The organism is Kamptonema formosum PCC 6407 (assembly GCF_000332155.1).
Lineage (GTDB): Bacteria > Cyanobacteriota > Cyanobacteriia > Cyanobacteriales > Microcoleaceae > Kamptonema > Kamptonema formosum.
In genome coordinates this window covers 370,588-396,447 of sequence record NZ_KB235904.1, presented here as the reverse complement: position 1 = coordinate 396,447, position 25,860 = coordinate 370,588, and the positions used below count along the sequence as shown (strand labels likewise).

The 25,860-nt window shown below is 44.6% G+C and carries 24 protein-coding genes and 1 pseudogene; 15 read left to right on the top strand and 10 right to left on the bottom strand.

Going from position 1 to position 25,860, the window contains the following annotated elements; genetic code table 11:
* Positions 1–85: 85 nt before the first annotated feature.
* From OSCIL6407_RS38135 to rbsK, 8 genes are all read left to right on the top strand, one after another.
* Positions 86–3,283: a GAF domain-containing protein gene (locus OSCIL6407_RS38135; RefSeq protein ID WP_019487531.1), complete on the top strand. Its 3,198-nt coding sequence runs from the start codon at positions 86–88 to the stop codon at positions 3,281–3,283.
* Complete coding sequence (locus OSCIL6407_RS0118660; RefSeq protein ID WP_007356014.1) at positions 3,267–4,646, top strand: response regulator; 1,380 nt, start codon at positions 3,267–3,269, stop codon at positions 4,644–4,646. The genes OSCIL6407_RS38135 and OSCIL6407_RS0118660 overlap by 17 nt, the downstream gene beginning before the upstream one ends.
* A 192-nt stretch (positions 4,647–4,838) precedes the next feature.
* Positions 4,839–6,518, top strand: a complete 1,680-nt coding sequence (locus OSCIL6407_RS0118655; protein WP_007356015.1) for a GGDEF domain-containing response regulator — start codon at positions 4,839–4,841, stop codon at positions 6,516–6,518.
* A 638-nt stretch (positions 6,519–7,156) separates the two neighbouring features.
* Entirely contained in the window at positions 7,157–9,259 is a 2,103-nt protein-coding gene (locus tag OSCIL6407_RS37190) for a PAS domain S-box protein (protein WP_162140452.1), read from the top strand.
* 67 nt (positions 9,260–9,326) lie between these two features.
* The gene (locus OSCIL6407_RS30940) at positions 9,327–10,052 is read left to right on the top strand and encodes a sensor domain-containing diguanylate cyclase (protein ID WP_234709963.1); all 726 of its coding nucleotides are present in this window, start codon (positions 9,327–9,329) and stop codon (positions 10,050–10,052) included.
* Positions 10,053–10,283: 231 nt separating this feature from the next.
* Positions 10,284–10,697 (top strand): hypothetical protein, encoded by a 414-nt coding sequence (locus tag OSCIL6407_RS0118635; protein ID WP_007356781.1) that lies wholly within the window; start codon positions 10,284–10,286, stop codon positions 10,695–10,697.
* Positions 10,698–10,756: 59 nt separating this feature from the next.
* Complete coding sequence (locus tag OSCIL6407_RS0118630) at positions 10,757–11,338, top strand: pseudouridine synthase (protein ID WP_007356780.1); 582 nt, start codon at positions 10,757–10,759, stop codon at positions 11,336–11,338.
* A gap of 10 nt (positions 11,339–11,348) precedes the next feature.
* Positions 11,349–12,278 (top strand): ribokinase, encoded by a 930-nt coding sequence (gene rbsK, locus OSCIL6407_RS0118625; protein ID WP_007356779.1) that lies wholly within the window; start codon positions 11,349–11,351, stop codon positions 12,276–12,278.
* 74 nt (positions 12,279–12,352) lie between these two features.
* Here rbsK and OSCIL6407_RS0118620 read toward each other — a convergent pair whose 3' ends face one another.
* Positions 12,353–12,664: a HigA family addiction module antitoxin gene (locus tag OSCIL6407_RS0118620; RefSeq protein ID WP_007356778.1), complete on the bottom strand. Its 312-nt coding sequence runs from the start codon at positions 12,662–12,664 to the stop codon at positions 12,353–12,355.
* 285 nt (positions 12,665–12,949) lie between these two features.
* Positions 12,950–13,633 carry a ComF family protein gene (locus OSCIL6407_RS0118615; protein WP_007356777.1) on the bottom strand — a complete coding sequence of 228 codons (684 nt, stop codon included), beginning with the start codon at positions 13,631–13,633 and terminating at the stop codon, positions 12,950–12,952.
* A 219-nt stretch (positions 13,634–13,852) separates the two neighbouring features.
* Here OSCIL6407_RS0118615 and OSCIL6407_RS0118610 point away from each other — a divergent pair, with 219 nt between their 5' ends.
* Positions 13,853–16,258 (top strand): putative PEP-binding protein, encoded by a 2,406-nt coding sequence (locus tag OSCIL6407_RS0118610; protein WP_007356776.1) that lies wholly within the window; start codon positions 13,853–13,855, stop codon positions 16,256–16,258.
* Positions 16,259–16,349: 91 nt separating this feature from the next.
* Here OSCIL6407_RS0118610 and OSCIL6407_RS0118605 read toward each other — a convergent pair whose 3' ends face one another.
* A complete protein-coding gene (locus tag OSCIL6407_RS0118605; RefSeq protein ID WP_007356775.1) occupies positions 16,350–16,547 on the bottom strand; it encodes a hypothetical protein in 198 nt (65 codons plus the stop codon).
* Positions 16,548–16,730: 183 nt separating this feature from the next.
* Here OSCIL6407_RS0118605 and OSCIL6407_RS0118600 point away from each other — a divergent pair, with 183 nt between their 5' ends.
* A complete protein-coding gene (locus tag OSCIL6407_RS0118600; RefSeq protein WP_007356774.1) occupies positions 16,731–17,174 on the top strand; it encodes a hypothetical protein in 444 nt (147 codons plus the stop codon).
* 97 nt (positions 17,175–17,271) lie between these two features.
* On the top strand, positions 17,272–17,754 hold the full coding sequence (locus OSCIL6407_RS0118595; protein WP_007356773.1) for a hypothetical protein: 483 nt from the start codon (positions 17,272–17,274) through the stop codon (positions 17,752–17,754).
* Positions 17,755–17,867: 113 nt separating this feature from the next.
* On the opposite strand, the gene OSCIL6407_RS0118590 is transcribed toward OSCIL6407_RS0118595, so the two are convergent.
* Positions 17,868–18,410: a hypothetical protein gene (locus OSCIL6407_RS0118590; protein ID WP_007356772.1), complete on the bottom strand. Its 543-nt coding sequence runs from the start codon at positions 18,408–18,410 to the stop codon at positions 17,868–17,870.
* A gap of 379 nt (positions 18,411–18,789) precedes the next feature.
* On the opposite strand from OSCIL6407_RS0118590, the gene OSCIL6407_RS0118585 reads away from it, so the two are divergent.
* The 3 genes and pseudogenes from OSCIL6407_RS0118585 to OSCIL6407_RS0118575 all read left to right on the top strand — a co-directional run bounded on the left by OSCIL6407_RS0118585 (position 18,790) and on the right by OSCIL6407_RS0118575 (position 20,386).
* Entirely contained in the window at positions 18,790–18,987 is a 198-nt protein-coding gene (locus OSCIL6407_RS0118585) for a hypothetical protein (RefSeq protein WP_007356771.1), read from the top strand.
* A 64-nt stretch (positions 18,988–19,051) separates the two neighbouring features.
* A pseudogene (locus OSCIL6407_RS36295) lies at positions 19,052–19,859 on the top strand (IS5 family transposase).
* A 152-nt stretch (positions 19,860–20,011) separates the two neighbouring features.
* A complete protein-coding gene (locus tag OSCIL6407_RS0118575) occupies positions 20,012–20,386 on the top strand; it encodes a tetratricopeptide repeat protein (protein ID WP_007357463.1) in 375 nt (124 codons plus the stop codon).
* A gap of 18 nt (positions 20,387–20,404) precedes the next feature.
* Here OSCIL6407_RS0118575 and proB read toward each other — a convergent pair whose 3' ends face one another.
* The 6 genes from proB to OSCIL6407_RS0118545 form a co-directional block, all read right to left on the bottom strand.
* Positions 20,405–21,514 (bottom strand): glutamate 5-kinase, encoded by a 1,110-nt coding sequence (gene proB, locus OSCIL6407_RS0118570; protein WP_007357462.1) that lies wholly within the window; start codon positions 21,512–21,514, stop codon positions 20,405–20,407.
* A 48-nt stretch (positions 21,515–21,562) separates the two neighbouring features.
* Positions 21,563–22,264 carry a hypothetical protein gene (locus OSCIL6407_RS0118565; protein WP_007357461.1) on the bottom strand — a complete coding sequence of 234 codons (702 nt, stop codon included), beginning with the start codon at positions 22,262–22,264 and terminating at the stop codon, positions 21,563–21,565.
* Positions 22,261–23,157 carry a hypothetical protein gene (locus tag OSCIL6407_RS0118560; protein ID WP_007357460.1) on the bottom strand — a complete coding sequence of 299 codons (897 nt, stop codon included), beginning with the start codon at positions 23,155–23,157 and terminating at the stop codon, positions 22,261–22,263. Before OSCIL6407_RS0118560 ends, OSCIL6407_RS0118565 begins: the two co-directional genes overlap by 4 nt.
* Positions 23,158–23,198: 41 nt before the next feature.
* Positions 23,199–23,720, bottom strand: coding sequence for a YqeG family HAD IIIA-type phosphatase (locus OSCIL6407_RS0118555; RefSeq protein WP_007357459.1), 522 nt, complete (start codon positions 23,718–23,720; stop codon positions 23,199–23,201).
* A 78-nt stretch (positions 23,721–23,798) separates the two neighbouring features.
* Complete coding sequence (mltG, locus tag OSCIL6407_RS0118550) at positions 23,799–24,923, bottom strand: endolytic transglycosylase MltG (RefSeq protein WP_007357458.1); 1,125 nt, start codon at positions 24,921–24,923, stop codon at positions 23,799–23,801.
* A gap of 168 nt (positions 24,924–25,091) precedes the next feature.
* On the bottom strand, positions 25,092–25,667 hold the full coding sequence (locus OSCIL6407_RS0118545) for a DUF3727 domain-containing protein (protein WP_007357457.1): 576 nt from the start codon (positions 25,665–25,667) through the stop codon (positions 25,092–25,094).
* On the opposite strand from OSCIL6407_RS0118545, the gene OSCIL6407_RS37185 reads away from it, so the two are divergent.
* A partial coding sequence (locus OSCIL6407_RS37185; protein WP_234709952.1) for a hypothetical protein occupies positions 25,658–25,860 on the top strand: 203 nt, incomplete at its 3' end. The genes OSCIL6407_RS0118545 and OSCIL6407_RS37185 overlap by 10 nt on opposite strands.

Sequence of the window (25,860 nt, the reverse complement as noted above, 5' to 3'; positions counted from 1 at the left end):
TCCTCGCGCCTAAAGGCTGAGGAGTAGAGACTTCAGAATAAATAATAGAAAGATTTTTGCCTGTCTACCAGGAGGAATTATTTTAATGGAATTTTTGATAACTATTTTTTCCTTCTTCAATTCTAGTCCTCCTCCGCCTCCTCGCACAGAGCCATCATTTTTTTCGCTGACTATTATCCCCTATTCCCTACTTGTCTTGGGCGAGGGTGCGATCGCGACTACCCTAGTTTATTTTGCCTGGAAGCGGCGAAATCTTCCCTACAACTGGATTGTCTTGATGTTAGCAGCCTTCAGTAGTGCTGGCTGTACGAGCCACCTGTTGGCAATCTCCCGACTTTATGATTCCACCAATTGGCTACCAACGATCGGTGCTGCTTTTACCTTGGTACTTTCCCTAGCAGCAGCTTATGCGATCGCCACAACCACTCGCCTCCAGCAAGAAACTCTCAATCCGCCAGTGGCAAACGCGATGCCTGCGGCTGGCTTCGCCTTTAACCCAGAAAGACAGAATACCAGCGATCGTCAGATATCAAAGCCAACTGAGGAAGACAGTTTAGGAGAAAATTCTAGGGGCGAGTCGATCGACGAGGGATTATCCCACTCACAGAATATCCTTACAAACCCATATCTCGATCCTACCCCCACAAATTTAGCACCCAACCTCAGCATCAACAGCGAGTCAGCCGCCTCCATCATTGAAAAATTAGAAGCTCAAATCGCCAGCAACGCCTCAGTAGAAGAAGCCCTATTAACTTCCCAAATCCGTCTGGTGGGAATTCTCGACCTTGCCCAAGATGCCATTATCTCCGTAGGCAAAAACCAACAAATTCAACTCTTTAACCGAGGTGCAGAACAAATTTTCGGCTATACCGCCAGCGAAGTCTTAGGACAATCTCTAAATCTGCTATTTCCCGAACAGAGCTTAAAAAATAGCACAAAGCAGACCTTACTACCCCTTGAGGCTGCCCAAAACACCAAAGGAAACCGGACTGAAATTACAGCCAGACGCAAAGATGGCTGCGAATTCCCCGCTGAAGCCTCCATTTCCCAACTGGAATTAAAAAACGAATCAGTATTTACCCTAATTTTGCGAGATATCAGCGATCGCAAACGCGCAGAACAGAAACTCGGCATCCAAGCCCGCGCCTCAGCCGCCATCGCTCAACTCGGTCAGCGAGCCCTAGCTGGGATTCCCATTCCCCACCTCATGAATGAAACTGTCACCCTCACCGCCATTACCCTGCAAGTAGAGTATTGTCAAATCTGGGAATATCAGCCACAAACTCAGACTTTACTGTTGCAGGCAGGGTTTGGCTGGCCCCAGAATCTAATCGGTGTAGCGATCGCCTCATCTAACGACAATTCCCAATTTGCCTTTACTTTAAGCTCTGGCGAACCAGTAATTGTTGAAGATCTCACCCTAGAAACTCCTTTTACTGACAGCGTACAGCTATTAGAAAACACCACCCTACGGGCCTGTACCAGCGTCCAAATCCCAGGCGTTGATCGACCCTTCGGCGTTTTAGTCACCCATTCCACCAAAACACGCACCTTCACCCCAGATGACGTTCACTTTCTGCAAGCTACCGCCAACGTCTTAGCCAGTGCCAAGATCGGATTTGCCGCCCAAGAAGCCCTACACCAACAATTTCAGCGCAGCTTACTACTGGGGAAAATTACCAGAGAAATTCGTCAAAGCTTAGATGCCAAACAAATTTTTCAGACAGCAGCCACCCAGATTGGTCATGCCTTTGGCGTTAGCCGCTGTATTATTAGCGTTTACGCGATCGCACCCCATCCTCATCTACACCGCGTGGCCGAATATCTAGAGCCGGGATATCAATCCTTACTGGATATAGAAATTCCCGTTACAGGCAACCTCCACGCCCAGAAAGTGCTGGCTCAAGACCAAGCGATCGCCTCCTTTGATATCACCGTTGACCCCCTGCTACAAGACAAGCTGATTCCCTACGAACAATTGCAAGTAAAATCCATGTTGGCAATCCGCACCTCCTACCAAGGTGAACCCAACGGTGCGATCGGCTTGCATCAGTGCGATCGCCAACGCCAATGGACTATAGGCGAAATAGAATTGCTCGAAGCTGTCGCCGCACAAGTCGGAATTGCCCTAGCTCAAGCTCAGTTACTAGAACAAGAAAAACAAGCCCGTAAAAAACTCGCCGCCCAAAATAAAGCCTTAGAACAAGCCAGACTCGCCGCAGAATTAGCCAACCGCGCCAAAAGCGAATTTCTCGCCACCATGAGTCACGAAATTCGCACTCCCATGAATGCCGTCATCGGTATGACTGACTTATTGCTGGAAACCCCCTTAAATCCCGACCAGCAAGACTGTGCCGAAACAGTCCGCAGCAGCAGTCAAGCTTTACTCACAATTATTAACGACATCCTTGACTTTTCCAAAATTGAGTCTGGCAAACTTGACTTAGAAAAAGAACCTTTTGAGTTACAAGGTTGTATCGAGAGCGCTATGGATCTCGTCACATCCAAAGCTACAGAAAAACAGTTAGAAATAGGTTATTTGATAGATCCAGAAATACCTAAGATAGTTGTGGGAGATGTTACGAGGCTACGACAAATCTTAGTCAATTTACTTAGTAATGCGGTTAAATTTACTCATCATGGTGGAGTGATAGTGTCAGTACAGAAGGGGCATTCACAATTAGTTGCCGATCGCTCGCCCGCAGAGGCAGAAGCAACCTATGAAATACTTTTCGCGATCGCAGACACAGGCATCGGCATTCCTGCTGACAGGATGGATCGCTTGTTTAAACCCTTCAGCCAAGTTGATTCCTCCACTACCAGACAGTACGGCGGGACAGGACTAGGACTCGCCATCAGCCAGCGCTTATGCGAACTTATGGATGGAAGAATTTGGGTTGAGAGCAAGGGAGCGCGGGAGCAGGGGAGCAGGGGAGCAGGGGAGCGCGGGAGCGCGGGGGCAGGGGAGCGCGGGAGCGCGGGGGCAGGGGAGCGCGGGAGCGCGGGAGCAGGGGGAGATGAGGGAGATGGGGAAGTTCAATCCTCCCTACCTTCCCATCCTCCCATCCTCCCATCCTCCCTACCTTCCCATCCTCCCCATCCTCCCATCCTCCCTACCTTCCCCACTCCTCCCCATCCTCCCCATCCTCCCTACCTTCCCCACTCCTCCCCACTCCCTCCCCACTCCTCCCCCGCTCCCCTGCCCCCCTGCCCCCCCGCTCCCCCTCTCCCCCGCCACAGGTTCAGTATTTTATTTCACCGTACAAGTGGAATCGGCAAGTGAGGAAAGTGAGGACTCCGAAGAGACAAACTCACCTCATCCCCAATTAGCAGGAAAACGACTGCTAGTTGTCGAAAGTCACCACATTAACCAACAGATTTTAACCCTGCAAACTCGCAACTGGGGAATGTTTCCTACTGTCGCTACTAACAGTATTGAAGCTTTGGAAAAACTACAGGCAGAACCAGATTTTGATTTAGCTATTTTGAGTACAGAAATGCAAGAAATGGACGGTTTAACTCTAGCCAAAACCATCCGTCAACAACTAAGACTTGCCAATTTACCTTTGATATTACTGACTCGTATTGGTAAGGCTCCCACTGCCCTTGCGAATCTTAATATTACCGCTTTTCTGAACAAACCGATTAAAAACTCTTATTTTTATAGCATTTTACTCCAAATTTTTGCACAAAAATCTCAGCTAATTACAGTTGAGAATTCCGCCTCGAAACCCAATACCAACCACCCAACCCTTAAGAACCTCCGAATCCTGCTAGCAGAAGACAATACAGTGAACCAAAAAGTCACTCTGCGGCTTTTACAGCGGCTGGGATGCACTGCTGACCTAGCTACCAATGGCTTAGAAGTGCTCGGTGCTTTGCGATCGCGACCCTACGATGTTATACTCATGGACGTGCAAATGCCCAAAATGGACGGGTTAGAAGTCACGCGCCGCATTGCCTCAGAATGGCCCTTGCAGGCGGCAGAAATCATTAGTACACAACCTAAAAATGCACCCCCTTCACCATTCCCCAAGCCTTGGATTATCGCCGTCACTGCTAACGCCATGCGAGGCGATCGCGAAGATTGCATCAGTGCAGGCATGGATGACTACCTCAGCAAACCAATAAAATTGGAGGAAATGAGAGCCGCACTCAATACCGCACTCCGTAAATCTCAGAAACTAATTCCATTCCCTGTTAACAATGTCTTAGTAGCAGCCAAGCCTCCAATTTCTCCCTCTGTTCTTGACCTCAAAGTATTACAATCTTTAGAAGAAATGCTAGGAGGCGATACCTCTTCTGTACTTGTAGAAATGATCGATTGCTACCTCGAAGACTCACTAAAAATGTTGCAATATCTCCAGACTGCCAACCGCAATCAAAATGCAGCCGATCTCTACGCAACCGCTCACACCCTGAAGTCAAGTAGTGCTACTTTTGGAGCCGTTCAATTGTCTAAACTGTGTAAAAAAATTGAGGCAATAGCTCGTAATTGTGTCCAATCTAAAATTGCAGAAACAGAAATTCCCTTATCCCTACCAGAAGAAGTTCAGTCCCTAATACTCGAACTGGAAACTGAGTATCAAAAAACAAGACAAGCACTGGAAATACTTCGGTTACAATGTCTAGAATCGATTGTTTAGCATGAAAATTATAGCAGCCGCCAACACAATTAGTACTTTCTTAGTGGTCGAAATCATTGACTTATCCCTTCTCCCCATCTAAAATAACTAAACTTTTTACCATCGTTACCTTACACCTGCCTTCTGCCAGTAAGCGATTGCCTCAAAAAATCCAATTAAAAAAATATAAGCCAACTTTTTTTTATTTGATTAATGATTAACACCCCCATCGAGAAAGATTCGCCCCTCATTCTCGTGGTGGACGACGAAAAGTCCATGCGGGTTTTATTGCGCCGCGCAATGGAAAAACAAGGCTATCAAGTAATTGAGGCCAGTGATGGCGAACAATGCTTAGAGAAATGTTCCAAGCGTTGGCCAGATATAATCCTGCTCGATGCCATCATGCCGATCATGGACGGTTTCACTTGCTGTAGCGAATTGCAAAAGCTCCTGGCCCAAGAAGAGAATGCCAAAGAACAACAGGAACAGCCAAATACTTCTTTTTTGGTTCCTCTTTCAGCGCCGCGCGAACGCACGCCCGTATTGATGATTACTGGTCTTGACGATCCAGAGTCCGTCGATCGCGCTTTTACCGCTGGCGCTACTGATTATGTGACTAAACCCATTCACTGGGCAGTTTTGCGACAGCGCGTCCGCCGCCTGCTCCAAAACGGGCAGCTCATCAAGGAATTGCAGCAGCAAAATGAACAAGAGCGCCTGATGGCGAGAATGTTGGAGCGCATTCGCTATTCTTTGAATCTGGATGTAATTCTCAATACTACGGTGGCTGAGGTGAGGCAATTTCTCCAAACCGATCGAGTATTAATTTATCGTTTTTATCCTGATACAAAAGGGGTAATGGTAGTGGAATCCGTTGTCTTTCCTTGGGTATCTGTACTAGGAACAACTCTCGAAAATTATTGCTTTAGTGAAGACTATGCCGAACTCTACAAGCAGGGACGTATCCATACGATTGAGGATATTTACACTGCCGATCTCTCTGAATGTCATAAAAATTTTTTGGATCGGTTTCAAGTCAGAGCGAGCATGGTTGTGCCTATAGTTATTAGAGAACAGAAGAATTGGGGAACTCTTGAGATCGGGAAATTAGGAGATGGGGAAAATCACACTGCTCCTTTTCCTTTCGCCGCTAATCTTCCTCAGAACTCCACCACGTCACCTAAGAGTACCCTCACCAGCGAGCCTAGACTTTGGGGATTGTTAATTGCTCATCACTGTTCGCACCCTCGCCGATGGCAACCAGCAGAGATCAGGTTTGTAGAGCGCTTAGCTGCTCAGGGGGCGATCGCGATCCAGCAATCTCAACTCTATCAGCGGTTGGAAGCGGCTAATGGTGAGTTGCAACGTCTCGCTTCTCTGGATGGACTCACAGGGTTGGCCAACCGCCGCCAATTTGATGAATATCTTGAGTATGAATGGCTGCGATCGCTACGGAATGGTGGCTCCATCTCCTTAATTTTGTGTGATGTTGACTTTTTTAAGCTCTATAACGATACTTATGGCCACCAAGCCGGGGACGAGTGCCTTAAAAAAGTAGCCGAGGCTATTAATGAGGCCAGACAGCAACCTGGAGATTTTGCGGCTCGTTACGGGGGAGAGGAATTTGCGGTGATTCTCCCTTGCGCCGAGAAGCAGCGGGCGCTGGAGGTTGCAGAGGACATTCGTCGCCGGATCGCAGTTTTACAAATACCTCACGCTACTTCTAAAGTTAGCGAGTTCGTCTCTGTCTCGCTAGGTGTGGCTAATTTTGTTGGCAAGCAATGGCAACCAGTTTCTTCAGTTTCTAGGGAAGGACTGATTGCTATGGCTGATAAAGCTCTTTATCAGGCGAAACAGGAAGGACGCGATCGCACTGTAGTCCAAATTTGCTGAAGGAAGAAGGAAGAGGGAAGAGGGAAGAAGGAAGAGGGGGCAATGCTGAAGGCAGAAGTTATAAGTTTTTTAATATTAATGGCTATTCGTATTCAGCTATACAGATTTTTTATTGATTTTAAAATTTGCGTTTTAATTCTAACTTTTTAATTGTTAATTATAAAACTTTTGCCTGAAAAGTTGAAAATTTAGAGAATAGTTCGGAATTCAAGGCTAACTCAGGTAAAAAATAAGAATACGATCGAGATCGCTAGATCGAGGCCACAAAATATGGTAAAGAAAATCTTGGTATTCTCTTGCTAAGATGTCAAGAATAGGCAAATCTGTTACACTTATCTAACCCAAATCTGCAAGCTCAAAAGCGCAAAGCGAAATAGAGACGATTTGAGCCTGGATCGCAACACATCCCTAAAAATTGGGCAACTGCGTACAGCACCATTGATTAGGAAAGCGGCAAACCCCGCCCCGCTTTCTTCCCAATCCCTGAAGGGTATGGGTGTTCAGCGGGCTTTTCCGATCGGCATGCAAACTCGCGCAAACTACCATTATCCTGAGACAGAAACTAACTCTTGCGTTTCCAAAGTACATGAGATCGACTCAGATGTAGAATGGTGCCGAGCCGAGATCCAAGCAATGCCATGATGCGTCCTAAGTATTATATTGCCGTCATAGAAGATATCAGCGAGCGCAAACAAGCAGAGGCCGCACTCAAAGCCGAACGAGAGCGGCTGTTTTCCCTCCTAGACCAACTCCCCGCTTATGTCTGCGTGCAAGGGCGCGATCGCAGCATCCACTTTGCTAATCGCTACTTCCGCGAACACTTTGGCGATCCAGATGCCAAGCAGCGTCCAGAAATCCTTCCAGGGCAATCGCCCTCTTATCCTACCTATATGACTAGCGAAGTTTTAGACATCAAAAAAACGGCTACTTGGGAATGGACGCGCTTTGATGGCAAGACTTATCAAAGTTACAACTTCCCTTTTACAGACATTGACGGTTCTCAGCTAGTTCTGGAATTGGGTATCGACATCAGCGAGGGTAAACAAGCAGTGTCAGCCCTACGACAGTCACAGGAAATGCTCCAACTGGTGATCGATAACATTCCCCAAGCCATTTGCTGGAAAGATCGAAACTCCGTCTACTTAGGTTGTAACCGCACTGCCGCTGCTGATGCAGGTTTGGCCTGTTGTCAAGACATTATTGGACTTACAGACTGGGACTTACCTTGGACAAAAGAGCAAGCTGAGTCCTTTCGTAAAAGCGATCTGCGCGTGATGGAAACAGATACCCCGCAATATCGCATCCTGCAACCCCAACTCCAAGCAAACGGTCAACTGGCGTGGCTGGACACTAACAAGATTCCGCTGCACGACATAGAGGGAAACGTTGTCGGTATCCTGATCACCTATGAAGATATTACTCCCCACAAACAAGCTCAGGAAGAAATTATTGAGGGCGCTCAACGGCTATCTACAGTGATTGAAACCGTTGGCGAAGGCATTACCCTCAGCGACGCGGAGGGGAACTTTATCATCTATAACTCCCGAATGGAGGAGTTGACGGGTTATAGCAAAGCAGAGGCTGAAACTGCTGGAGATTTTCTGCGGTTGCTGTATCCTGACACCCAAGCCCACGCCGCCGCCTTGAATGGGATTAGGGAGATGGTACTTACGGGCGGATTTCGAGATGTGGAAACAGCGATCGTTACGAAAGAAGGCAAGCAGAAAACCCTGTTGGTATCGACATCTTTAATGCAGTATAAAAACCGCAGCCTATTTTTGAGCGCTTACCGCGATATCTCCCACCGCGTAGAAGCCCAAGAAGCTCAGCGGCAGGCGGAGGAGAAATACCGCAGCTTGTTTGAAAATGCTCTGGAAGGGATTTTTCAGACCACAATTGACGGTCATTATCTCAATGCCAATCCTGCTTTAGCCCGGATTTACGGCTACTCCACGCCCCAAGAATTGATGGTGCGCTTGACTGACATCTCGCGGCAATTGTACGTAGAACCAAATCGCCGCGCCGAGTTTATCCGGCGCTTGCAAGAAGATGATGTAGTGTCGGGGTTTGAGTCCCAAGTTTACCGCTCTGACGGTAGCACGATCTGGATTTCTGAGAATGCTCGTGCAGTTCGCGACAGGCACGGAACGGCGCTTTACTATGAGGGAACTGTTGAAGATATTACCGAGCGCAAGCGCTTGGAAGAAGAGCGCAGGCAGCAAGCTGAACGGGAGCGACTGATTAGTAAGATTGCTCAGCGTATCCGCTCTTCTCTCGATCTTAGGGGTATTCTGAGCGTAGCGGTTGCAGAAGTCAGAGAATTTTTGCAGACAGATCGAGTATTAATTTACCGTTGCGAGCAGGATGGTACTAGAGCGGTGGCTGTAGAATCGGTATGTTCGGATTGGCAGCCGATGCTAGATGTTAAGGTTCTTGATGCTAGCTTTGCTACGTCTATGTTTGCTGACGGTCAAATCCAAGCAGTTGAGGATATCGATCGGGCAGATTTACCGCAGTCTGATGTTGATTTACTCGCTCAGTTTCAAGTAAGAGCGACTTTAGTCATGCCGATCGCGCTACAGGGATTGGGGAGTGTGGGAGCAGGGGAGCAGGGGAGCAGGGGAGCAGGGGAGCAGGGGAGCAGGGGAGCAGGGGAGCAGGGGAGCAGGGGAGCAGGGGGAGCAGGGGAGCAGGGGAGTAGGGGAGCAGGGGAGCAGGGGAGCAGGGGAGCAGGGGAGTAGCACTGACTCTTATAACTCAACGCAGCTAAGCGTTGCGAGTGTAACTAAGCCATCTCCAAACTCAAAAATTCCTAATTATCAACCTTGGGGGCTGTTAGTTGCCCACCATTGTAAGGGATCGCGCCACTGGCAACCGCAGGAGATGGATTTGCTCAAGCAGTTGGCGGCGCAGTTAGCGATCGCCATCAGCCAAGCTGAACTTTATCAAAGATTACAGGATGCCAATCAAGAACTCAAGCGGATCGCTACTTTGGATGGTTTAACCCTAATTCCTAACCGTCGCTGCTTTGATGAATATTTGGAGTGCGAATGGGCCCGCTCTGTGCGCGATCGCACCCCACTATCATTAATTCTGTGTGATGTTGACTTTTTCAAACTCTACAATGACACCTACGGACACCAAGCAGGCGATGCTTGTTTGAAAAAGGTTGCTGCTGCTCTCAATCGTTCTGTGGAGCGATGTTTGGGTAACAGTGAAGAGTGGGAAACTGGAGAAGTGCCGGAGGATGAAAACCTATTTTTGGCGGCGCGTTATGGTGGAGAAGAATTTGCGGTGATTTTGCCTAATAGGGATGCTGCTTCTGCTTTACGTGCGGCTAAAGCTATTCGTTCGGAAATGGAATCTCTTAAGCTACCTCACGCTAAGTCAGGCGTTAGCAAGTACGTTACTTTGAGTATGGGCATAGCCACTACTGTTGCAGATAGCGAGGTACTCGTCAAGTTGATATTGGCGGCAGATCAGGCACTTTATCGAGCTAAAGAACAGGGTCGCGATCGCATTGTTTTATCTTAATCGGACTTATACCAATTCTCTAAAGTTAGGCAACGGTAGAGGCAGGAGGTTGGTTGTATGAAGTTCACTCAACAATGCTGATTGTATCAATAATTTAGATAATTGGTATTAGATTGTGTCCGATTAAATACAGATAATATCAAATCTCCTTTGAAATGTATACATCAACAGAAAAAAGGGGGAAATCAGTCTCAATAAGCTAAACGGTAATTAGTAAGGATTTGAAAAAATATGAAAGATAATATCTTAATTTGGCACTGGCAGCCTCTTGTTTCAATAGGATATATTCATTTTGGAGAAGCAGCTACTCCCATCGTAACTAAATACAATTTACAAAAATTGGAACCTGACTGTAAATCAGGCGATTGGGATACTTACGAATTTCCTGAGTGTGAAACAAGAATTTATGTTGAAAATTGTTATATTGTTGGTGTTGGTTGCTATGACAATCTGTTTTACCAAGGTCAGAATCTATTTGGACTATCGCTAGATGATATTCGCCAAATCTTAGGTCAAGAAGATGAAATTGGTGAAATGATAGGAACACAGATTCCCATTGAGTATTTCCGTTTGGGTGTACAACTATGGATGAAAGATGATGCGATTGTTGGCGCTATCTGTAATGGACTGATTGAAGATGAGTAGGAAGGTGTAAAAGCTTATTTTAAATCGAGTATAATCAAAATCTAAAATATAAAATCACGATGGCTTACCGCTATATTCTCTTTTATAAACCTTACGATGTTTTAACCCAATTCACAGACGCGGAAAGTGAGAACAAACGTAGCACCCTTAAAGACTATATACCCATTTCTTTTATATATCCTGTCGGACGGCTAGACAGAGATAGCGAAGGGCTGTTACTGTTAACAGATGATGGGCAAATGCAGCATCGACTAAGCGATCCGAAATTTGCTCACCCGCGCACTTATTGGGTACAAGTAGAAAAAATTCCTAGCGAAGATGCGATCGCGCATCTGCGATCGGGTATAACTATTCAAAATTATCGCACTCGACCGACAAAAGTGCAACTCTTATCGACAGAACCGCTATTACCGCCACGCAATCCGCCGATCAGGTTTCGCAAAAATATACCCACCGCATGGTTAGAAATGACCCTTACAGAGGGGAAAAATCGTCAGGTAAGGCGAATGACAGCAGCGGTTGGTTTCCCTACTTTGCGGCTAGTAAGAGTTGCGATCGCGCACCTACGCTTAGATGGTTTAGAACCTGGTCAATGGCGCGAACTTAACCCTGAAGAACTCAAACTTTTACACCGTATCTAGATCTAAATCTATGAGCATTATAGTCTTTGGTAGCATCAACATCGACCTAATCGCCAAAACCCCTCGTTTACCCCTTCCCGGCGAAACCCTACTCGGTCATAATTTCTTCACCGCAGGCGGCGGTAAAGGTGCAAATCAAGCCGTAGCGACCTCCCAGTTGGGAATAACAACTCACCTAATCGGGAGGGTTGGGGGCGATCATTTTGGTCAAGAACTATTGACTAATTTACAATTTTATGGATTGAATACAGACAAAATATTAATTGATAAAAGCACTCATTCAGGTATTGCTATTATTGCCGTAGAAGATAGCGGTCAAAATAACATTATCGTCGTTCCCGGTGCCAACAACTGCATCAATGACACTGATTTAGAACGGCTAAAAGAAATATTGCCAACTGCAACAGCTTTGTTATTACAGTTAGAAATTCCGCTGCAAGTTGTCCAAGCAGCAGCAAAACTTGCCCGCGAAGCTAGTGTAAAAGTTATTCTAGATCCTGCACCTTTTCGCTCAGATATTCCTACAGATTTTTATCCATTAATTGACATTATTACTCCTAATGAAATTGAAGCTAGTCAACTGGTAGGATTTCCTGTTAACAACCCGGAAACTGCTACTCAAGCCGCCGATCAATTGCGTCATTTAGGTGTTAATAATGCGATTATTAAATTAGGCTCTAAAGGTGTTGTTTGCGCTACTGCTGATGAAACCTTTTTTATCCCTGCTTTTACCGTCGAAGCTGTTGATACCGTAGCTGCTGGCGATGCTTTTAATGGTGGACTTGCAGCAGCATTAGATACTGGTTTGTCTTTGCGGGAGGCGGTGGTTTGGGGTGCGGCGGCGGGGGCTCTGTGTGCGACTAAAAATGGTGCTCAGTCTGCAATGTGCGATCGCGCTACTTTTGATGCGGCGTTGGCAACGAATTGTGTAACGGATTAATGGATAGTCGATCGCACATTAACGACCGTAAAAGCTAAAGAATAAAGTTATTTTCCGTTCTCCTCAATCACCTGTTACACTAAGGTTGGCACTTCATCGTATTCTTTTTTGTGCATTTGCAATGCGTCCCAGATATCTACCTTCTGTTGAAGATTCAGCCAGAGGCGAGACCCATTTCCAAAAGCTTTACCAATGCGTATTGCTATATCAACGGTGATTGGTTTTCGACCCTCTAGAATCTCGTTAACAGTTAGATCGGATACTCCTAAAATCTCTGCAAACTTTGTCTGAGTCATTCCTAAATCATCAAGAATATCTGAGATTACCTCGCCAGGATGTACTGGTCTTACTGTCCTATCATCTGTAATGTCTTCTAAGTTTATCATAACAAAATATATCTCCTAGATAAAGTTTTCTAATTTTTAATCTCTTCTTTAAGGTTTGGGAATCTCAGATCCCTAAGTTTCACGAAGAATTGGGCCGATTATTCAATTTACGTTTCTCAATGGTAATCCTCAAGATCCAGATCGTATACTTCACTATCTTCAAACCTAAAAGTGAGCCGCCAATTTCCCGATACTTTTTGTAAGTGTCAACTTTTACAAGGTCTTGTTGGCTGAGGAAGTAGCCCAATTCCCAAACGATCGAGTCAATACTTTAATTTTCAATTTTCAATTTTTCCTAGTAGTTGCGATCGCCACCACTCCATAAACCTTAATCCCCTCCCGTTTCAAAGCCTCAGTTGCAGATTTCACCGTAGTGCCGCTAGTATAAATATCATCCACCAACAGTACACCCCCAGGGGGATGCCGACGGCGAAAACCTTTACCTAAAATTAACGCTTCTTTCATCTCATCTTGTCGCTGTTTTCGTGAAAGATCGAATAGCGGTTTAGTATCCTTGACTCGTTCCAAACCTTGTCGCTGCAAAGGTAAACCCGTCAATTCACAAAAATTCTCTGCTAAAATTTCAGCCTGATTAAAACCCCGCTTTTTTAACTTTGTCGCGTGCAAAGGAATGGGTACAACTGTCAATTTGTCAATAGCTAATTCGGGATAATTTAACCAAGCTTGAGCCAGCCAGTGACCCAAAGGTTTACCTATTTCTGGTTTGTTATCATATTTAAAAGCTGCGATCGCGCGTTTCAACGCTCCTCTATACTCTCCCCAGACAAAAATCGGCATTTCTCCTTGCCAAAGTTGACTGTTGTTAGTAAATTGGCACTGCCAAATTTGTTTCTGGCAATATTGACAAAACGACTCTCCCCGTGCAGTCCGCTGACAAAGAGAACAGCTAGACTTAAGAAATAAACTCCAGAACGGTTTAAAGTAAGAAGTCCACCAGCGTTTTTCCATTGTCAGATTTTAACTCAAACAGGACTCACAGAGATACCCCCTATACTCCCCTTAAAAAGGGGGGATCGGAAAGCACCCTTAAAAAAGCGGTTGCGGGAATCAACAGCCTAAGTTCGATCGCAAGGCGCTGTCCTTGAATAGCTTTAAGGCTCAACATTTACTCGCGACCACCACAAAATTTAATAAAATCTTAATAAAGTTGCTCGAGAGGCTAAGAGTGTGCAAAACCTCTACTGGCTCAACCAGATTCAATCCTCTGACCGAGATACGGTTGGAGACAAAGCGTTTTACTTAAGCGACCTAATGCAGCGTGGCTACCCCGTTGCAATGGGTTTTGTAGTCACGCCTCAAACGTTTTGGGATTTCCTTTCAGAAATTGAGTGGTTAGAACCCCTATTTGCTGACCTCCCTAACTCCTCTCTATATTTCAATGCTGACAATCCCCAGCAACTACAAGCGATCGCCCAGCGTATTCGTCACCAAATTATCAGCGCCAAACTGCCAGAAGCCTTAGCCTCTACTCTTGAGTCAGCAGTGCAACAATTAGATGCCAAAGCCCTGATTTTTCGGCCTTCCCTGACTAACACCAGCATTAAAACTTCTGGTTTGTTGGAATCTCAAGTAGTATGGACTGATGCCGAAGCTATTGCTAGTGGGATCAAAGGAGCTTGGGCAGAACTTTTTAGAGCCAAAAGTCTATTTTACTGGCAGCGTTGCGGTCAAAGTTTGCATAAACTAGCACCCGTAATTCTAGTACAGCCGCTACGGAATGCGATCGCCTCTGGTTCGATCGCCGCCGACGGGGGCGCAGTTTGGGAAATCCAAGCCAGTTGGGGTTTGGGGATGTCTTTAATTTGGGGAGAGGCTATTCCTGACTGCTACCAAGTGCAGCCAGAAACTAGAAACATCCAAAGCCAGCAGTTAGGTCATAAAAACATCGCTTATAACTTAGCCCACGATCGCGGGGAGGGAGGAACGCAGCAAAATTCTCATTTCATCCTCCGCCGCGATCGCGAAGCCTCTGCAACAGGGGCCTCCTTCGTTATTTCTGGTGCCGCCAGTCCTTTGCAAGCTCGCGCCCTCAGCGAAGTCGAGCAAAATCAATACGCTCTAGATCAACCTTACCTGCAAGGGCTGATGGATATGGCAGAAAAGGTAAAAGCAGACCTTGGTTGCTCCCTAGTTATGGAGTGGACTTTGTGCCAATTAGCCTCAAATTCAGAGCCGCAGTTGTATGTGACCCAAGTTTCTCTCTTAAATGGGCAACACAGAAAAGGCGATCGCGAGGATGAAAAACTCTCTCTCTCTTCCCCTATTTGCTTCCGGGGACTACCAGCAGCGGCCGGAACTGCGATCGCTACCGCCCAAGTGATTACCAATCCTAACTCTAGATTATCCAATTTTTTAGCAGGAGGAATTTTAGTAGCCTCTGAAATTAGCCCAGAGTGGCTACCTTGGCTAAAACTTGCTGCTGGGGTAATTTCAGAACGAGGAGGGATGACGGGACATGGCGCAATTCTAGCCAGAGAACTTGGCATTCCGGCAGTTGTCGGAGTTGCCGATGCTACTCATGCGATTAAAACTGGCGATTCACTGTTAATAGATGGCAATAAAGGAGAAGTTTACTTGATGAGCGAAACTAATATTAATAATAGCACATCCGGCAAGGCATACATTGCCGAAGAAAAATACGCACAACTGTCAAACGCAACAGCTCAATCTCTGAGTATTGACGGGATAACGGATTTTTCTTCAACCCTAAATTACCCATTGCCAATAGCTACTAAGCTTTACGTTAATGTCAGCCAGATCGGTTCCATTGCGCGGATTAAAAATCTGCCTGTGGATGGCATCGGGTTGTTACGATCGGAATTGATGGCGCTGGAAGCTTTGGATTATCAACATCCCAGGCTTTGGCTTCACAGCGATCGCCAAGCAGAATTTGTGGAGCGGATGGCGGATCAGCTAGCTCTATTTGCGGCTGCTTTAGCTCCGCGCCCTGTGTTTTATCGCTCTTTAGATTTGCGGGAATCGGGGGTGGAAGGCAGTTTTAGTTATGTATTAGATCCAGAACTATTTGATTTAGAATTGACAGTTATTGAAAGAGTATATCAGTTGGGATATAGCAATGTTAACTTAATTTTGCCTTTTGTGCGCTCTGTTGAAGATTTTTCTTTCTGCCGAAATCGGTTAGAAACACTTTGGGGACGGTTGCATCCAGATTTTCAACTGTGGATTATGGCTGAGGTGCCATCAGTTTTGTTTTTGTTACCCGATTATGTGAAAGCTGGAGTTCAGGGAATTGCGATCGGTACTAACGATTTGACTCAACTTTTGTTAGGTATTGACCGCGATTCGGAACAGATGGCTAGTGTTTTTAATTCACGTCATCCTGCTGCAATTAGAGCGATTCAACAGTTAATTGAAATGGCGAATACCGCCGGAATTCCTTGCTCTATCTGTGGGGATGCTCCGGCTTTGTATCCTGAGATGATTGATTCGCTAGTAAGGTGGGGGATTACATCTATTTCTGTGAACGTGGAGGCGGTGGAACGCACTGGTATTGCGATCGCACGCGCTGAGCAACGCTTGATTTTACAAGCAGCCCGCCAAAGGTTGAGATAAGCGATCGCTCAATAGTGGTCAATCCTAAAAGTGGCATACTAACCTTTGAATTAATAAATCTTGGTGATAAAATACGATTTCTAAAAATTACCTAACTCTGTCCTTCGGTCAGTGCGATCGCTGCCCAGAGAGCGGTCGTACTGTAAGCGTAAGTTCTGATTTCAATACCTATGGAAGATGCTTTATAAAGCTGCTTTCTGTTAGAATGAGCTGTATCTCCCTTAAGGAGGGGAATGGTGACAAATGAAGTAATGCCTAATATTAAATTGGTATTTTGCTGTATAAGCATTCTTCCCGATTTCCTAGATAACTAAAGCCTTCTTCCTTCTATTTAATTCGGGTTGATTACCATTACTCATTGGCATCACTTGCAAAAAACTGGATTCCAATCTGTTTGTACGGTAATGATAACTATTAACTAGACTTGGGATCTGTCTTGTTAATGTTACTAACACACTACGAGGAAAAAGCTATGAAATTGAGAATTTTGACAGCAGGTATTATCAGCGCGATCGCATTAATTCAACCTAGTGCAGTGTTGTCTCAACCTTCCCCTGACGGCGGGCCAAGGCCGGGGTTTTGGCAACCGGAAGCACAAGTTGACCTCGTTCGCGATATCACGCTCATTTTGACAAATGAGACGGGATTAAATTTGGAATATGGCGATTCCGAAAAAGGTTTATCGTCTTTACCTCCGGGAGGTACAGCAAATATCATTATTCGTAAGGGAAACAGCACTGGCGATATTGCTAATATTCCCATTAATGTGATGGAGGGGACGACTCCTTTGAGGTATGAATATAACGTCGATCCTAAGACAAATGTCGTAACAGTTAGGATCGGAACTTCCAGTGGTGCAGCACCTTTAGATCGCTCTGTTTATATTGATGAAAAAGGGCGTGTCTATTCTTTCTAACCTGAAAATTTTGGCTGCTTTTCCGGGTTGATGGTACAGCAATTGATAAGTGAAGTAAAATCCGGCTCGATACTCTTCGATCTAGTTTAACAGGAGCGTGCGGCCGGATGCCACCACTTTTGCCAATGCGATCGCCATGAAACACAGAATTTTGACAGCAGCAGCACTATTAGCTACCTTCAGCATAGGAATACCAGCCGCAGTTTTTTCGCAACCAGCCTCAGATAACCGATATCAACCAGGATTTTGGCAACCAGAAGGGAAAGTTAACCCCAATCGCGAGATTAAAGTTCAGCTTTTGAATCAGACTGGTTATACTTTGGAATATGGCAAAGTTGAAGGCTATCCGAGTTTAATAGCTCCGGGAGAAACGAAAGATGTTTATATTGGAATTAGCAGCCGTAAAGGTGATATTGCTAATATTCCGATTAATGCTCCCCAGGGGACTGTACCGCTGAGATATGAGTATCGAGTTATTAATAATGTGGTGACAGTTCGGATTGTGCCAACGAGTGCGACCGATGTCAATCAAGGGCGGGCAGTTTATATTGATGAAACGGGAAGAGTTTACACTTTTTAATTAGGAATTGGGGCGGGTAATTCTCGCCTTTTTTAATTTTACATTTTTAATTTTTAATTCTTTAGGCGATCGCTACTAGAATTTGTTTGTACAATACTACCTATGCTTTTAGTTCATAACTCATTAAGTACATACACAACTCGCTGATTTGATGATTCTTCAAATAGTGCCAAACCTGGCGCTGTAAATTGGCACTCAGTTGGAATACTTGAATCTATCGACGGTGGCTCTTCTTTCCCAAACAACTGTGAAAAAAACTGAATAAAAGAATCTAACCATGAGCTATTAGTTTGCTTCTGAATTAAGCCACTCATCATCTCCCCAAAGCGAATTGGGGACTGCTGACTGTACGCCGTCTGAAGAGATGTTAAAGCTTCTTGATGGCTTTTGAGAGCGGCGTTCTCACGACCAGGATCTAACTTTTGCTGTACTTGGAGATAATCAGGCTGGTAATTTAACTCTATCAACAATTTTGTACATTGCCGATTAAATGCCCTATCTTCAAGAGCTTTCAAAACTACTGTTGCACGACTTGAAGATTTTAGCTGTATTTTCTCAATGCTAACTTTCCAGCTACTACCGCCTGCAATGCTTGGTGTCTGGATGGCTGTAATTAACAAGAGTGAGAGCCCACAAGTCCTGATTGTTGTTCTCATGCTATTGATATACTATCTCAAAGTATAACATCACTTAGTAACTCTACTTATAACTTATACTTCTACCACAGTTGCGGGATTAAATCAATAAATCGAGTCAATTATTGCAAAAGTCTACCAACCTCATTAGTCCGCGTAGGCGGACTTTGTTTGTATAGCCGCGATTTCAATCGCCAGGATATTTGACCACAACCTGAAATAAAGCATAATTTTTCAAATTTACCCCGATAAATATATGAATACCTCGCAAGCTTAGACCTCAAGCAAGTCTAAACAAACGAGAAATTTCACAATCCTTAACTTTCAATTTTCAGAAGCAAAGTTGGCCAACTCGCTTCGACCTCGTGCATTCAAAAATTAATCAGAGGTAGAAACGAACATGAAAAATACATCTACTTTTGTAGCCTTTTTGGGACTATTAATCTTAGGATTTGACTCAAATTTAGGACTTTCGCTAGCAGCATTTAATCATACCAATGGGCAGAAAAATCAAACAGAAAAAATGATCGTAAACACTAATGTTGTGCCAGAATGCAAGCACAATGATGGCAAATATCCCTGTACTAATTATAGCTAGGGGCTAGGGCGTGTTTTCAAACTCGTTGTATCCTAAAAATAGGCGATCGCAGGCAGGTGTGTTTATGAATAGAGGAGACTTAAGTACCGAACAGTGGGAAAGGTTAAAACCCCTACTTCCCCCGCTTAAACCGCGAACAGGTAAGCCCAATCACGACCACCGACAGGTTGTCAATGGCATCGGAGTGGATACTGAGAACTGGTGCGCCCTGGCGAGACCTACCAGAACGTTATGGAAAGTGGGAAAGTATAGCCACACGGTTTTATCGGTGGCAAAAAGCCGATATCTGGAAACAAGTCTTAGAACACCTACAAGCCGATGCGGACAAACAAGGAAACCTAGACGCTTGACGTGCATTACGTTGATGGAACTGTAATTCGTGCCCACCAACACGCCGCAGGTGGAAAAAAGGGGGTGAAGAAGAGGAGAAACTAGGTCGTTCTCGCGGTGGCTTTAGCACAAAAATACACATACGTTGTGAGGGTAAAGGTAAACCGATAACTTTTCTTCTCACTCCCGGTCAACTTATGAAGTCAATATTTTTAGAACAATTGATGGAACAAGGAGCAGTCAAACGTTCTGGGCGAGGTCGTCCCCGTATCCGTCCTTCAAGAGTCGTAGGAGATAAAGGCTACACAGGTCGTCGTATCCGTAGTTACTTACGACGGCGAGGTATCCGTTTTACCATCCCACGACTGTCAAATGAACCCCGTCACGGTCCTTTTAGTCGGGAAATCTACCGTCAACGCAACATTGTTGAACGTGCTATCAACCGACTTAAGCAATGGAGACGTATTGCTACACGATATGAGAAACTTGCTGCAAATTATACAGCCATGATTACGATCGCCTTTATCTGGTTATGGTTGTAGTTTGAAAACACGCCCTAGCCCCTAGCCCCTTCTTTATAAGTCCTTTGCAAATAACTCACCTAAAAGGGTGAGCTCAAGATACCTACTTGGGATGAAGCAATACCACTATTTTTAAGATTATTCTATAAACAAGAGCATTTAGGAGAAAAGCAATGAAAGCTTTTTACAAAAGTATAGGATTCTTAAGCATAGCCCTGACTGTTGCTCTCGCTGCACCGACTGTCTCGCTAGCTGAAGAACCTCTCTCACTTCCGTCTGACTCCATAATTGTAGCCGATGATTTTGTGGATTTAGCCGCAAATGCTATGGAAGTTAAAGACTACCGCAATGCGCTTTATCAGGCAAATAAAGCTATTGACTTAAATCCCAACCAACCTGAAGCTTATTTTCTGCGGGGTCAAGCTAAACTACAATTAGGTGAACGAGAAGGCGCGATCGCAGATTTGGAACAAGCAGCCTCACAATACTTAAAACAAAATAACAGAGCTGGATATCAAGCTACTCAAAAAGTCTTGTCTGATGTCTAAGTGAGTAAAACTACTTATTTAGGTAATAACCAAATTATCTCGATGTACGACAGTTTCAGCACCAGCATAGCCCAAAATATGCGCAATTTTCTCAGAATGGTAGCCCTGGATTTGGCGGAGTTCAAAACTGCTATAATTAACAAGTCCTCTGGCAACTTCCTTACCTTGAGCATCGCATAATTGTACTGCATCCTCACTTTGAAACTCTCCTTCAATTTGAGTAATACCAGCAGCTAAAAGCGATTTACCAGCCTGAGAAATTGCCTTGACAGCACCTGCATCTAGGTAAAGCTTACCAGCAGGCAGGAGAACATTTGCAATCCAATGTTTCCGAGCATTAACTGGTCGAGGCTGAGGTTCAAACTGAGTACCAATTACCTCTCCTTTGAGAATTTTCTCAATATTGCGGGGAAAACGCCCTTGGGTAATGACAGTGCGGACTCCCGAAGCAGTAGCAATTCTGGCCGCCTCAATTTTTGTTACCATCCCTCCAGTTCCCCAACCGCTTTTTGAGTTTTCCGTTTGCACTTGAAGTGTTGCTAACTGTTCCATATTTTCCACCAAACTAATTGGTTTAGCGTCAGGATTACTGCGAGGATCGGCTGAGTAAAGGCGGTCTACATCTGTGAGTAGAAATAGCCAATCTGCCTCTACTAAACTAGCTACTAAAGCTGAAAGGTTGTCGTTGTCACCAAACTTAAGTTCATCTATAGCAACGGTGTCATTTTCATTTACTATGGGAATGACCCCTAACTTTAGCAATTGTTGAAAAGTATTATAAACATTGACATAACTATGGCGTTGCACTAAGTCACTTCGAGTTAATAAAACTTGTGCGATCGCCTGTTGTAGTGTTGTAAATAAGTCATCATAAACCCGCATCAGTCGCCCTTGACCAACTGCTGCAACAGCTTGTTTTAGAGCAATATTGCGAGGGCGATCCGTCAGCCCTAAACGAGCACAACCAACTCCCACAGCCCCAGAGGAAACTAAAACAACTCTATGACCTTGATGGCGTAAACTAGCCACAGTTTCAACTAAACTAGCAATAGTTGAAAGAGCCAAATGTCCTGTTTCTGGCTGAGTGAGACTAGAAGTACCAATTTTAATAACAATAGTTTGAGGCATAAATAATTGCTATCTGTTGCAATAAATCTTGAAGTTTGATTGAATTTTTCATACAGAAGCTTTCATAAGTTGAGAACGACGCTCTTTTACAATCTCAGGAATGTATCTGTTTTTGTCTTCTTGTCCTTTAAATCCTAGACGCTCATAAACCATTCCCCCAATACCAGGAATCACTTCTCCCTCTTGAGTGCGTTCGTCATCCTCAGCAAAGTATAGAAATTCTAATTTCTCGTAAATATCTTTTTCAAATTCATTTATTAGTTTTTCTTGAGATTTGTGATACATGACAGGAGCCACGATAAAAATTGTATCTGGCGTAATTTTTTGAATTAGGTTAATCAGGTTCGTTTTGACTACACAAGCTCCTGAAATAATAGATTTAATTACTATTAAATAATTGACTTGACTTTCTGTGGGTTCTTGATATTTTTTGAGAATTGGCGCGACTTTTAAATCTTCTATTTCAAAGGGCGAGAATCTTTGATTCCAAAAGCAAGCAAAAGCAACTGAATCCAAATGATTTTCTAGTTGATTCAATACTCCTCTTGCTAAAAAATCGGCATCTTCAACTGTAGAGGCAAGATAAACACTTTTCTCTTTATCTATTTTTGTGAGAAGAGCATTACCCAAACTCATTCCCAGCTTGGTCATCGTTTCTTGATATAGTTGAGTTTCTATACTTTTGTCCGTTAAGGTATTAAGTAAAGAGCGAATACGATCGTTAACGAGGGATGAGTATTTTCGGGTCATATTAAAAACACCTCTAGCTGCTCAAAGGAAGTAGGGTTATTTTTCTCGAGCAGTTCTTGAAACTGCCTAAATCGGTCAGTGTCAATACTGTAGGGCAATGTCCCCTCTTCCAGTCCATCTCTATAGCTCCAATGCAGGAAACCTTTAGTTAGATTATAGGAGAAATTGTCTATATTGCTTAAAATATTTTCTACTTGGGGGTCAAGTTGCCGCTCCTGGCTGAAAGAACAAATATAAGAAGGGGTTGACTTCTGAGCTTTCTTGAGGATGTCCATGAGGGAAATGCCAGATTTATCACTGCATAGCCACGCGCCTAGTAGTACCGTTACGACACACTCTATCTTGTCTGGGGCCGGGTTTTCAAAAGCTGATAAATACTCTATTGCTTCGCGAAAAGCTGGTTCTTGTTCGATAATTTTTACTAAATTGGGTTCGGGTGGAAAGTAAATAACTTGGCTGTATGATTTAATCTTGTTAGGGATGTTTTGATTAAGCGCTGCACATAAGTTATGAACAGAAACAACTAGGTAAAGATTTGAAGTTTTAGAATTGGCTAGATTTAACTCTTGTTGCTTTTTAAAATCATCGGCTATAGATTTGAGCCCCTTGCCCCAAGTTATACTTGTACCGCTTTTTAACTGGTAGTGATAAAAAATGTTGCTGTCAGCAAATTCAATGAGCAAATCATCAACAAAGGCAGGAACTTGAGTATAAAATTTTATCAATTCGTTTTCTTCGATCGCCCTTTTTGATAATAATGCTAGTTGATAGACAGTGAAATTAGTTTCATAGTCAGTTCCTTTCTGATTATTCGTACCTCCTTGATTTTTATTTTTTAAATAATCAAGAGCTTCATCCCCAAAAAGTTGTTTAATTTGTTCTTCTTTGTACATTGTCTCCTTTAACTATTATATTTTTAATTGTTAATGAGAGCTTAACTTTTAATTGTCAAAGATGCTCCTAAAGCTTGAGAAACCCATACTTCAAAAGAACGCATAGGATATTTTCGTACTGCTTCACCAATATTAACCATTGGTTCCACTAGAATAGTAAACATACCCAAACGATTCCCGGCCAAAACATCAGTAAAAAGGCGATCGCCTACCATTGCCACCTGTTCCACCGGCAAATTCATCGCTTCCACTGCCCGTCTCAACTTGCGGCGGGAAGGCTTAACAGCCCCGGTAATATAAGGCAAATTCAAAGACTCAGCAATACGACCAATTCGAGGCTGACTCACGTTATTGCTGACCAACCAAATAGTTACTGTTGGTTTAATTTCTTCTACCCAACCTAACAGTTCCGCAGAAGCGTTAGCTGCCCTCATGGGTACGAGAGTTTCATCTACATCTAAAACTAATCCCTTGAGTTGATTTTGGTGAAGGAGATCGGGAGTGAGATGCACTACTGAATTGCCGAGAACTAAGTCAGGCTCTAAAAGTTTGCCCCAAGACATAAATAATTGCTAATTGCTAATTGCTAATTGCTAATTGCTAATTGTTTTTTCGACTATTAGCTCTTACCGATTAGCGATTTATTGAGAATTGCGCTGCTGCTTATCCACTTGAGCGATCGCCGCTTCGTGTTCAGCCGCCGTTTTGCTGAAAATGTGAGTGCCGTCATAGCGAGCCATGAAATACAGATATTCTGTATCTTCAGGATAAAGAGCTGCCTCTAAACTCGCTATTCCCGGAGCCGCTATTGGTGTTGGCGGTAAACCGGGGTTGAGATAGGTATTGTAAGGAGATGGAGTTTCCACCTGCTTAAAAGTGAGAGGCTTTTCGCGAGTTTGGCGGATGCCCAGGGCGTACTCAACTGTCGGATCTGCCCCTAAATTCATCCCCTGTTGCAGGCGCTTACTAAATACACCAGCAATACGTTTGCGTTCAGAGGCAATTACAGCTTCTTTTTCCACAATACTCGCTAGAGTCACCCAATCTTTCAATTCCAGCTTAGTTTGCTTTTGATCTTTTTGATATAGGGGGAGAGCTACTTGCTCAAAACGGCTGAGCATTTGTTTAACCACAGCTTCGGCATTAACGCGATCGCCCTCTATTTGGTAAGTATCTGGATATAAAAACCCTTCCAAATGAGGCAACCCACTGGGCAACCAAGGATAATAGCCATAAGGAACTTGACTCGCCGCCGCTAGGAAGTCTTTAGCTGGGAAAAAGCCTTGGGCCTCAAAATAACTCGCCATATCCTGCAAAGACCAACCCTCTGGAATAGTGAAGCTTAACTGCATCACCTCTCCCTTCCAGATTTTGTCAGCGATCGCAGTCAGGGGCACAGTTGGGGACAATTCATAAGTCCCAGCTTTAAAACCGCCCTCACGGTTTTGCAGCGTCAGCCATCGCGCCCACAAATTCCAGCCCGTAGCAGAACGGATCAGTCCCGCCGCCTCTAAATCTTTGCCGATTTGTTGGCTGGAAGTGCCAGGAGGAATGGCGATCGAAACAGCACTTTGCTGAGGTTGCCCATTTTGGTCTGCTGTTTTCGCTGGGGAACTAACCCAACTCCACCAAGCCCAGCCCTGCCAAGCAAAAAAGCCCCAGGTTGCAGGCAGCAAGATTAGATAAAACAGCACCTTAGAAAAATTCTGAGTACGTTTTTTCGTCCTGTTTCGCTCGTTGCCTTTTGTCTGTGATTCTGTATTCATTGTCAATTGTTGAAATCAATTGTCGAGGTCAATTGTCAAGATTTCTTGGCACTTAACTAATGGCAGGAAAACTAATGGGACAAAAATCCTAAATTAAATAATTGCCGATTTTAGATATTTGAGTCCGTCTAAAATCTCAAATCTAAAATCGGCTGGCGCGTGCTTGCTCTATTCCAGTTCATCAAAGAATTGGTCTTCCAGCATCGGCAATAGGGGTTCTAACTTTTCAAACTCTTCTGCTGAGAGCAGTTCCGGTTTGCCTGCTTCATTCATCCGCGCCAAGATAAAGAACGGATCAAGGGGCGTGTAGATAGCATACTCCTGTTCTTCGTGATAGAAGCTAGCTAGCCACATAAGTTCCTCGAAATCCGATTCATCTTCGCTTTCGGAATCTTCTGGCGCATCCTCTTCGGAAAATTCTGGCAACTCTCCGACAACAGTCAGCGTTACAGCCGTCCGCAGGAGCTTTAAGTTATGCTCCTGTAGGACGGCTTCGGCAGTGTCAAAAATTAGAGAAATTTCGGCCTCGTCTTCTACGGGGATAGCTGCCTCATCCGCGTCGTCTCCTTGCCAAGTAAAAATTTCTACTGGCGAGTCAACGGGAAGCAGCAGGACGTATTCTTGGCCCTCTACGTCCATAGAATGCTCAATGCTGCAAGTCAGCGATCGCCCTGCTTCATCAGTCAGGGTGACGGAATCTTCGTCGGAATGTCCATTCCGTTTGGAGGATGGGGATGAGAACATTGCGTATATGTTGTTTGCACTCCACAGTACGCAAAGGTACTGGGAAATTTTCTCGCTTTTGGCAACAGCTCGGAAACGACCTGCGAACCTTTCTTTGCACAATCAGGATATCACGTAGCGGTTGGCAAGATGGAACGATGGGGGAGATGGGGAGATGGGGAGAGGGGGAGCGGGGGAGCGGGGGAGCGGGGGA